Here is a 2848-nt window from a genome sequence, read left to right on the forward strand (position 1 = left end):
TTTGTTATCACCATGCCTTGTCTGTTTTAGGGGATCGGAGGCAAGCTGGGTCATTGAGGGGCTATTGTGAAGCCACACTGGAAGCTAATCCAGAGATTGCCAAATATGGTGTGTTTTTACCACGGGGCTTAAAGGTCATTCTTCCTGAATTTGTTAGTCAAGAAAAGAACAGTGTGGTCAAAAGGTTATGGGATTAATGCGCACATATCCCTTTATTGAGGTGAGGGTGGGAGACAAACCTGTTCATGAGGTTTTTTACCAGCGTCTTTTAACCGCAACCATTACGGACCATGCGGGGAATGAAGCCGATACATTTGAAGCAGAGTTTGACGATAGTGGCAATGATTTAGAGATTCCCTCAAGCAACAGTGCGCTCCATGTCACCTTTGGTTATGAGGACAGCATTCGTGCCTTTATGGGGCGTTTTGTTGTCGAATCGGTGATTAGTTGTGGGGGCAGTGATGGAGAGATTTTGCGCCTTTGTAGCAAAAGCGCTTCTATGCGTGCGGAGATCAAAGAACAGGGAAGCGAACATTTTGACCACAAAACCATTGCTGAGATTGTTGAGACCCTTGCCAAACGTCATGGTTATCAAGCAAAGGTCAGTCCACAATTTACCAAACAAACCTTGCCTTATGTGGTACGCACCGATCAATCGGCGATTGATTTTTTAACCCGCCTTGCTGATCGGATGCAGGCGCGTTTTTTAATCAAAGACAATAAGTTTTTATTTTTAAGCGGGGACAATCTTCCCCTTCAGACCATTCATCAACAGGAATGTTCCCATTGGGAATTTAGTCTCGAGCCGCGTACCCAATATGGCATGATAGAAGCACGGTATTTTGATCGCGCAAAAGGGCAACAACACGTTGTTACGCATCGCACAGGGTATATGGGGCCCATTCGCCGTCTGCGGACGTGCTACCCATGTGAGCAGCAAGCACAAGCAGCAGCTGCTTCAGAGTCGGATAGGCTTTGTCGAGCCATGGGCAGTGGTTCTTTAAGCCTTGAAGGGCGCCCTGAAATCATGGCGGGACAACCGCTTCTCTTGCAAGGGTTTCGAGGCGAAATCAATGGCCCATGGAAGGCTGCAACCGTGACCCATCGCTATGAAAAGCAAAGCGGATACATCACAGAAATTACCTTTGAGGCACCAAATAAGGGAAAAGAGGCATGAAAAAATTAAACCTGTTAGAAACAGAAAATCCAAGAGACAGTTTTGCCCCTTCTTTTCGGCAACTTCCCCATAATATTGAAGCAGAACAAGCGTTGCTCGGGGCCATCATGATCAATAATGATGCTCTTGAGAGCGTTTCTGATTTTCTCAAACCAGAACATTTTTTTGAAAGGCTACATCAAAGGCTTTTTGATATCATCTTACAAATTGTTCAAAAGGGAAAAGTTGCAGATCCGATTACCGTGAAGCCCTTTATTGCAAATGATGAGAAAATTGGAGATATCACAGTCTTTAATTATGTTGTTCGTTTAGCCAAAGAAGCTGTCACCATCATCAATTCTCAAGATTATGGACAGGTTATTTATGATCTGTTTATTCGGCGCTCTCTAATTAACCTTGGCACTCAAATTGTGAATAGCTCTTTTGATTCTCCCCTAGAACTTACCCCCTCTAAACAAATTGAAGCGATTGAAAATCAGTTGTTTGCATTGGCAGAGAAAGGTAAATATGGAGCTGGTTTTGAAAACTTTGATCGAGCCATTACAAAAGCCATTAACATGGCAAGTGCTGCAAAAAATCGTTCCTCACAGCTTTCTGGCATGGCAACCCATATTAAAACCCTTGATGAGAAAATGGGCGGGTTGCAACCATCTGATTTGATTATTCTAGCAGGGCGCCCCGGTATGGGTAAAACATCCCTTGCAACCAATATTGCCTTTAATATTGCCAATGCTTGCAAGTGTCATGATAACCAAGCCAGTGAAGGGGGGATTGTCGGTTTCTTCTCCCTTGAAATGTCAACAGAACAGCTTGCAACCCGTATTATCTCAGAACAAACAAAGGTTTCTTCTTCTGATATTCGACGGGGTAATCTTTCTGATGATCAGTTTATAAACATTGTTCATATGACGCATTCCCTTCAAACAATCCCTCTTTATATTGATCAAACGGGTGCTGTATCCCTTGCACAATTGGCGGCCCGTGCAAGGCGTCTTAAACGACAACATGGTCTAGATGTTTTGATCATTGATTATATCCAACTCATGACAAGCGGTTCAAAGCGTTCTTCTGAAAATCGCGTTCAAGAGATTACAGCTATTACTATGGGGCTTAAAGCACTTGCAAAGGAACTCAATATTCCCATCATTGCGCTTTCGCAATTATCACGACAAGTTGAAAACCGAACAGATAAACGTCCACAACTCTCCGATTTACGGGAATCAGGTTCAATCGAGCAAGATGCCGATATTGTGTTGTTTGTTTATCGTGAAGAATATTATCTCAACAATGAAGAACAAAAAGAAGGCAGTGCTGAGTATCACAAATGGAAAGAAGCAATGGAGCAAGTTAAGGGCAAAGCTGAGGTTATCATAGCCAAACAACGCCATGGGCCAACAGGAATCGTTCCTCTTGCTTTCCAATCTGACTTTACATGCTTTAGTGACCTAACGGATAACGACAACTTTCCAGAAATATCCGCTTGAGCTCAAAATAATGATCCGATGATTGAGAAGCAAAAACCCATAGATTCTCACAAAAAATGACGAATCTTAAAACACCCTTTGAAAGGCCTTTAAAAACCCTTTGAGAACCCCTTAAAAATCATGTGAAACAAAATAAATTGGTACAAAACCTGGTGGCAAAATATACAAAACCCGCTGGCAAGCTACA

General features: G+C 42.8%; 3 protein-coding genes. All 3 read left to right on the forward strand.

Translation table 11 applies throughout. The features are described from left to right. On the forward strand, nt 1-197 hold a 197-nt coding region (locus tag PVV59_RS09665), incomplete at its 5' end, for a tail protein X (protein WP_273755869.1). After that, on the forward strand, nt 197-1177 hold the full coding sequence (locus PVV59_RS09670; protein WP_273755870.1) for a phage late control D family protein: 981 nt from the start codon (nt 197-199) through the stop codon (nt 1175-1177). The genes PVV59_RS09665 and PVV59_RS09670, both read left to right, overlap by 1 nt. Then, nucleotides 1174-2661 (forward strand): replicative DNA helicase, encoded by a 1488-nt coding sequence (locus tag PVV59_RS09675; RefSeq protein ID WP_273755871.1) that lies wholly within the window; start codon nt 1174-1176, stop codon nt 2659-2661. Before PVV59_RS09670 ends, PVV59_RS09675 begins: the two co-directional genes overlap by 4 nt. Nucleotides 2662-2848 lie beyond the last annotated feature (187 nt).

The sequence above is a fragment of the Bartonella sp. MM73XJBT.G genome (assembly GCF_028618435.1).
Classification (GTDB): domain Bacteria; phylum Pseudomonadota; class Alphaproteobacteria; order Rhizobiales; family Rhizobiaceae; genus Bartonella.

Coding starts and splice junctions, on each gene's coding strand:
- PVV59_RS09670 (WP_273755870.1), top strand. CDS start 197: ATGCGCACATATCCCTTTATTGAGGTGAGGGTGGGAGACAAACCTGTT.
- PVV59_RS09675 (WP_273755871.1), top strand. CDS start 1,174: ATGAAAAAATTAAACCTGTTAGAAACAGAAAATCCAAGAGACAGTTTT.